Here is a 5,905-nt window from a genome sequence, read left to right as displayed (position 1 = left end):
ATGGTACTGCAGGGGGGACCCTGTGGGAGAGTAGGACGCCGCCGAACAATCATTCACAGAGAACCCCCACCCGGATCCCGGGTGGGGGTTCTCTGCGTTTCCCGGACATCGACCGGGGGCCGGCTCTAGCCTGGCGCCGTGACAACTCGAAACCGAACCACCCGTACCGGTGCGGCCGCTCTCGTGGCCGCAGGCCTCGTGTTCCTCGCCGCCTGCGGAAACGACGGCGGCGGCAGTGGTGGAAACAGCGCCGACGGTAAAGCGAGCCACGTCGGCTGGTACCGCACGGTCGGCGACCTCTGCGCGGCGGTGGGTGATCCTGGCCTGCCGGGGCAGCTGAGGAGCTCCATACCGGTGACGACCGACGGGATCGTGAGCGACCCGTCCAAGACGATCAGTTGCGGCTACGAGGGCGGCACGGCAGCGGAGGACTGGCGGGTGAGCATCGATGCGACCGTCTTCAAGGCGGCCCGAGGCTGCCACTGGCTGGAGGTCGAGGCGGACATCGCCAAGTCTCCGCTGGGCGGGCCCAAGCCGACCGAGACGCGGAAGTTCGAGACGACCGACGGCGGGGGGCTCGGCCAGGAGGGCTACCGGGTGGCGGTCCGGCACCCGCTCACCGACACCATCCCCGGGCCGGTCGACCAACTGACCTTCAAGTCGGGTGTCTGCGACGGGAACCTGCGTCTGACGGTCGACGTCGACTACGGCGCGGGCGCGGGGATGTCCGCGGACTACCCGGGCGCGCTCGACAAGGCGGAGGAGGCGTCGCGGAAGAAGGCCGCCGAACTGCTCAAGCGCACGCGGGAGAAGCTGTACGAGCACGCGATGAGCCCGCAGCCGACGGCTTCGTGACAGGCCGGCCCCCTGGCTAGGGGGCCACGGCCGTGCCCCAGGCGGGCCGGGTTTCCCAGCGGTCGGGAGTGCTGGTGACCGGGGCGGCGTTCGAGCCGTCGTTCTTCATCGTGTACAGCTCGGCGGTGCCGTTGAGCGGGGCCTGGGCGTAGGCGATCGAGGCGCCGTCGGGGGAGTAGCTGGCGACGCCGTAGAGGACGTCGGACGGGCCGGGGGTGAGGGCGCCGATGGCGGTGCCGTCGGGGTGGACGGTGTAGATGCCGCCGCCGGGGGTGTTCTCGGGGCCTGCCGGGTAGGTGGTGAAGATGATCTGGCTGCCGTCGGGGGACCAGTTGGCCCGGTCGCCGGCCCGCAGCTCCCAGGGGGTGAGCCGGCGCAGCCCGGTGCCGTCGGCGTTGACGAGGTAGAGGGCGCGGCCGTTGGCGGGCTGACCGGTGGCGCTGGTCTGGTACGAGAAGACGAGCTGCTTGCCGTCCGGCGACCAGGAGGGGTTGGTGACGAGGCCGGAGTACGGCTTGTCGTTGGTGAGGAAGGTCAGCCGCTGGACGTTGGTGCCGTCGGGGCTCATGACGTAGACGTCGCTGTACTGGATCTGGCCGGCTGCCGGGTCGGCGGCTCCCCAGGCGCGGCTGAAGGCGATCTGCCGGCCGTCGGGGGAGAAGGCCGGGGTGATCTCCTGCTCGTTGGTGCAGTCGGGGGCGCCGGCCTCGCAGAGCGGGCCGACCTGGCGGGCGTTGGCACCGTCCGCGCCGATCGTCCAGATCCGGCCGGCGGACTCGTCGTCCGTGCGGTCGAAGGCGAGCGTGGTGCCGTCCGGGGACCAGTCGGGGTGGTCGTCGCGGGTCCGGGCGGGCGGCTGGGTGAGCTGGTGCTCGCCGGTGCCGTCGGGGGCGACGGTGAAGACGGCGCTGGTCGTGCGTGTGGTGTCGAGGAAGACCCGGCCGGCGATCTGGCCGTTGTGCCGCGTGCTGGCCGCGGCGACGACGGCTCCTGCGGTCGGGGCGGAGAGGCCGGCGGCGGGCTCGGGCGTGGGGGTCGCGGACGGGGTCTCGGCCCGGATCTCGCTGAGCGGGATCTCGCCCGGCTCGGCGCCGCAGCCGGTGAGCATGGCGCCGGCGAGCAGAAGGCCCGCACCTGCGCGGGCGCGGGTGCGGGCCTTGTGGGTGATTGGCAGCTGCCGTGTGCCGGTCATCGGCGTGTCATCTCCGTCTCTGCTGCGGGACAGGGCCCCGAGGGAGCTGTCACTGTGGCAGATCGGGAGTGCGGGAGGGCGGGCGACACGCTACGCTCCGGCAGCAGCCGGTCGCACGGAGTATGAAGAGCGGACCGTCCGGTTGACGGATCGGATACGGACAGGTCGGTCGACGCGTCGGGGACCATCGCCCCAGGCCGGACCGGACCGGGCCGCGGCCCTGGCCCGGACCATCGCCCCCGGGGCGGCGTCAGCCCCGGGCCGCGCGGCGTTCGGCCCGGGCGGTGGCCTCCGCCTCGTCCTCGGCCTCGGCGACCTCCAGGGTCGGCGCGGTGCCGCCGAGCTGGGCGGGCAGCCACCAGGTGTCGTCCGGACCGCTCGGCTTGCCGGGGTACTCGCGCTGGGCGGTGTCGAGCATCTCGCTCATCGCGGCGCGCAGCCGGCGGGTGACCATGACGGGCTTGTCGCCCGGCTCCAGCACGATCGGCTTGCCGATCATGATGGTGACGGGGACGTGCCGCTTGGTGAGGGTCTTGGGGCGGCCCTTGGTCCAGAGTTGCTGGGTCCCCCAGAGGACGACCGGCAGCAGCGGGGCGCCGGAGTCGGAGGCCATCCGGGCGGCGCCGGTCTTGAACTTCTTCAGCATGAACGAGCGGCTGATGGTCGCCTCGGGGAAGACCCCGACGACCTCGCCCGCGCGCAGCGCCCGCACGGCGGCCTCGTAGGCGGGCTGGCCGTCGGTGCGGTCGACCGGGATGTGCTTCATGCCGCGCATCAGCGGGCCGGAGACGCCGTGCCGGAAGACGTCGTCCTTGGCCATGAAGCGGGTCTTGCGCTTGCCCCCGCGGTAGGCGCCGAGGCCGGCGAAGAGGAAGTCCAGGTAGCTGATGTGATTGCTCACCAGGACCGCTCCGCCCTTGGCGGGGATGTTCTCGGCGCCGACGATCCTGATGCGCACGTCGAGCGCGCGGAAGACGGTCAGTGCGGCGCCGATCACCGGCGGGTACACGAACTCAGCCACGGTCAGTCCTGACTTCCCACGGGCCCTGGCGGCCCGGTACGGCGGTACCCGGGCCGGGCGGTGGGGGCCGACCGGAGGCGCGGCACGCCGCGGCGGCCACGGGTGATACACGGAGATGATCCCCCGAACGAGTGCCCGCTGTCACCTGAACCGGGGTGTCGGGCGGGATCCGGGGGTGTGATCTCCGTGATGGGTCGGACGGGAACCTTCCCGCGGTGCCGGGCCACGAGGGCTGCGGGGCGGGGGTCCTCCGGTCGGCGCCGGGGCCCGCGGCGGGCTCAGGCGACGGTGTCCAGCCGCCCCTGGGCCCGGCGTACCAGCGGGTACACCTCGCAGCCGAGGCAGTAGCCGAAGACGGTGTTGAGGAAGGCCGCGGCGAGTGCGAAGCCGGTGGCGAGCAGGCCGAGCCAGGCCACGCCGGTGAGGAAGCCGAGCGTGCCGACGGCGGCGAAGGCCAGGCCGACCCCCTGGGCGAAGCGCGGCGGGCGCTCGTCCTCGGTGGGCGGTGCCGGCCGGGGGCGGACCAGGGTCCGGTACAGCCAGCCGTACGGGGAGCGGCGCAGGCCGCCGACGGCGCCGAGGGCGAAGACGACGGCCTGGAGGGCGAGCAGCAGGCCGCTGCCGGTGAGCAGGACGGTGATCAGGACGAGTGTGGTGATCGCGGCGCGAAGCGCGGGCCGCGGGGGTCGATCTGCACGGGGACTCCGGAGGTGGGCGCGTGGCTGAGGTGACGGCGGGGCGCGTCAGCGACAGCGCGAGGCCGTGGCCCGGCACAGGTCGACCACGCGGCGGGTGGTCAGCAGAGGCTGTGCCGGGCGGTCGGAGTCCACCCGGCGATCGTACGGGGGCCCGGCCCCGGCGGTCGACCTCCTTGCGGGAGCCGGAGGGCGCAGGCGCAGACTGGGGGGATGACCGGGTTGGTGGCGTGCGTTGTCGTGCTCGCGGTGGCGAGCGCGTTCGGGCTGCTGCGGGCCAAGCGCGACGGGAGGCTGCGGGTGCGCACGAAGGACGGGGCGGTGCGGCTGTCGGCGGCGGAGCTGGGCGGGCCGCTGGGCGAGCGGGCCACGCTGGTGCAGTTCTCGACCGCCTTCTGCCAGCCCTGCCGGGCCACCCGCAGGGTGCTCGGCGAGGTGGCGGGCATGGTGGACGGGGTCGCGCACGTCGAGCTGGACGCGGAGGCGCAGCTGGAGCTGGTCCGGCGGCTGGAGATCCTGCGGACGCCGACGGTGCTGGTGCTGGACGCGGGCGGCAGGGTGGTGCGCCGGGCGGCGGGGCTGCCGCGGAAGGCGGACGTGATCGCGGCGCTGGGGGAGGCGGTCTGACGACGGCCGCGCGCGCCGGCCGTCGCCGCGGGACGGGGGCGCGTCCGCGGGTTCCGGTCGGGTTGGAACCCCCGGACCCGCCGTTCCGGCGGTGCTTCTCCCCGTCCGTGTGCCGCCCCGTCAGGTGGTACCGGGGGCGGGCTGGGGCAGGATGGGCGCTGACGGCAAGTGCAGGCCGTCCCGCCGTCCGTCCGGATCCGGGTCTCCCGGGCCGTCGCGGGTGCCGTGCGGGGCGTCCGGCCGGGCCTGGCGGCGTAAGCTACTGGCCAGTAGTGACCACTGAGCTACTGGCGAGTATGCTGCCAGGAAGTTCCGGACCGGCACGGGAACACGCTGCCCGGAGCGGGTGCGCTCCGTGTTCGCACCCGCTTGCACAGCCGCAGCCGCCGGACGAGACCAGTACAGGAGACAGGCCGTGAGCTTGAGGATCGTTGTCTGTGTGAAGTACGTGCCGGACGCGACGGGTGACCGTCGTTTCGCGGACGACCACACCACCGACCGGGAGGGCGTGGACGGCCTTCTGTCGGAGCTGGACGAGTACGGCGTGGAGCAGGCGCTGCGGATCGCGGAGGCGAACGGCGACGCCGAGGTCACGGTGCTGACGGTCGGGCCGGACGACGCGAAGGACGCGCTGCGCAAGGCGCTGTCGATGGGCGCGGACAAGGCCGTGCACGTGAACGACGACGACATCCACGGCTCGGACGTGATCGGGACGTCGGCGGTGCTGGCGAAGGCGCTGGAGAAGACCGGGTTCGACCTGGTGATCGGTGGCATGGCGTCGACGGACGGCACGATGGGGGTGCTGCCGGCGCTGCTGGCGGAGCGCCTGGGCGTGCCGCAGGTGACGCTGCTGTCCGAGGTGTCGGTCGAGGGCGGCGTGGTGAAGGGCCGCCGGGACGGTGACGCGGCGACCGAGCTGGTGGAGGCCGCGCTGCCGGCGGTGGTGTCGGTGACCGACCAGTCGGGCGAGGCCCGCTACCCCTCGTTCAAGGGGATCATGGCGGCGAAGAAGAAGCCGGTGGAGTCGCTGGACCTGGACGACCTGGGCATCGAGGCCGACGAGGTCGGTCTGGGCGGGTCGTGGACGGCGGTCGAGTCGGTGGCGGCGCGTCCGGCGCGGACCGCGGGCACGGTCGTCAAGGACGAGGGCGAGGGCGGCAGGCAGCTCGCCGCCTTCCTCGCCGACCAGAAGTTCATCTAATCCCACGCGTTCGCGTTTCCAACGATCGATCAGGAGCAACGAATCATGGCTGAGATCCTGGTTCTCGTGGACCACGCCGACGGTGTGGTCCGCAAGCCGGCCCTGGAACTGCTGACCCTGGCCCGCCGGATCGGCGAGCCGTCGGCCGTCGTCCTCGGTGCCGGTGCGGCCGCCGCCGACATCGCCGCCAAGGCCGGCGAGTTCGGCGCGGCGAAGGTGTACGTCGCCGACGGCGCGGAGTTCGCCGACCAGCTGGTCGTCCCCAAGGTGGACGCGCTGGCGCAGATCGCCGAGGCCGCCGGGGGCCGTCCTGG

At 73.3% G+C, this 5,905-nt stretch carries 5 protein-coding genes and 2 pseudogenes; 4 read left to right on the top strand and 3 right to left on the bottom strand.

From position 1 onward, the window contains the following. Positions 1-138: 138 nt before the first annotated feature. Complete coding sequence (locus C2142_RS06970; protein ID WP_148641572.1) at positions 139-855, top strand: hypothetical protein; 717 nt, start codon at positions 139-141, stop codon at positions 853-855. 16 nt (positions 856-871) lie between these two features. Here the strand turns inward: C2142_RS06970 and C2142_RS06965 are convergent, their stop codons facing one another. From C2142_RS06965 to C2142_RS06955, 3 genes and pseudogenes are all read right to left on the bottom strand, one after another. Then, positions 872-2,047: a PD40 domain-containing protein gene (locus tag C2142_RS06965; protein WP_148641571.1), complete on the bottom strand. Its 1,176-nt coding sequence runs from the start codon at positions 2,045-2,047 to the stop codon at positions 872-874. Between the two features lie 250 nt (positions 2,048-2,297). Next, positions 2,298-3,068, bottom strand: a complete 771-nt coding sequence (locus C2142_RS06960) for a lysophospholipid acyltransferase family protein (protein ID WP_148641570.1) — start codon at positions 3,066-3,068, stop codon at positions 2,298-2,300. 278 nt (positions 3,069-3,346) lie between these two features. Beyond that, positions 3,347-3,765: pseudogene (locus tag C2142_RS06955) on the bottom strand (DUF4395 domain-containing protein). Between the two features lie 211 nt (positions 3,766-3,976). Here C2142_RS06955 and C2142_RS06950 point away from each other — a divergent pair. The 3 genes and pseudogenes from C2142_RS06950 to C2142_RS39480 form a co-directional block, all read left to right on the top strand. Beyond that, entirely contained in the window at positions 3,977-4,390 is a 414-nt protein-coding gene (locus C2142_RS06950) for a thioredoxin family protein (RefSeq protein ID WP_148641568.1), read from the top strand. Positions 4,391-4,805: 415 nt separating this feature from the next. Further along, complete coding sequence (locus C2142_RS06945) at positions 4,806-5,591, top strand: electron transfer flavoprotein subunit beta/FixA family protein (protein ID WP_148641567.1); 786 nt, start codon at positions 4,806-4,808, stop codon at positions 5,589-5,591. A gap of 45 nt (positions 5,592-5,636) precedes the next feature. Then, positions 5,637-5,905: pseudogene (locus C2142_RS39480) on the top strand (electron transfer flavoprotein subunit alpha/FixB family protein); the annotation flags it as partial.

Source organism: Streptomyces sp. CB01881 (genome assembly GCF_002953255.1).
In the GTDB taxonomy this organism is placed as follows: Bacteria; Actinomycetota; Actinomycetes; order Streptomycetales; family Streptomycetaceae; genus Kitasatospora.
The sequence above is the reverse complement of the archived record's forward strand: the minus strand, read 5'-3'. Positions and strand labels throughout refer to the sequence as shown.

Coding starts and splice junctions, on each gene's coding strand:
- C2142_RS06950 (WP_148641568.1), top strand. CDS start 3,977: ATGACCGGGTTGGTGGCGTGCGTTGTCGTGCTCGCGGTGGCGAGCGCG.
- C2142_RS06965 (WP_148641571.1), bottom strand. CDS start 2,047: ATGACCGGCACACGGCAGCTGCCAATCACCCACAAGGCCCGCACCCGC.